The organism is Paraburkholderia sp. RL17-373-BIF-A, from assembly GCF_046030175.1.
In the GTDB taxonomy this organism is placed as follows: Bacteria; Pseudomonadota; Gammaproteobacteria; order Burkholderiales; family Burkholderiaceae; genus Paraburkholderia.
Window position 1 is genome coordinate 1 of the sequence record NZ_JARESO010000482.1, and the last position, 336, is coordinate 336.

Consider the following 336-nt stretch of genomic DNA (forward strand, 5'->3'; position numbering starts at 1 on the left):
CATGGTCTTGTGAAGCCGCTCGACGATTCCGTTGGTCTGCGGCGAACGTGCTTTGGTGCGGGTGTGATCGATGTTCTCGATGGCCAGGTAGAGCTCGTATTCGTGATGCTCGGGGTTGCCGCAATACTCGGCGCCCCGATCGGTGAGCACGCGTGTGAGCGGGATGCCGTAGCTGTCGAAGAACGGTACGACGCGATCGTTGAGCAGATCGGCCGCCGGCAGCGGCGTCTTGCGGTCGTAGAGTTTGGCGAACGCCACCTTCGAGTAGGTATCGACGAAGGTCTGCTGGTAGACGCGGCCCACGCCCTTGAGCGTGCCGACATAGAAGGTGTCCTG

At 61.6% G+C, this 336-nt stretch carries 1 protein-coding gene; it reads right to left on the minus strand.

Annotation, left to right across the window (positions count from 1 at the left end; genetic code table 11):
* Positions 1-336, minus strand: a 336-nt coding sequence (locus P0D80_RS51475; protein ID WP_459252788.1) for a transposase family protein, incomplete at both ends; no start/stop codon positions are given.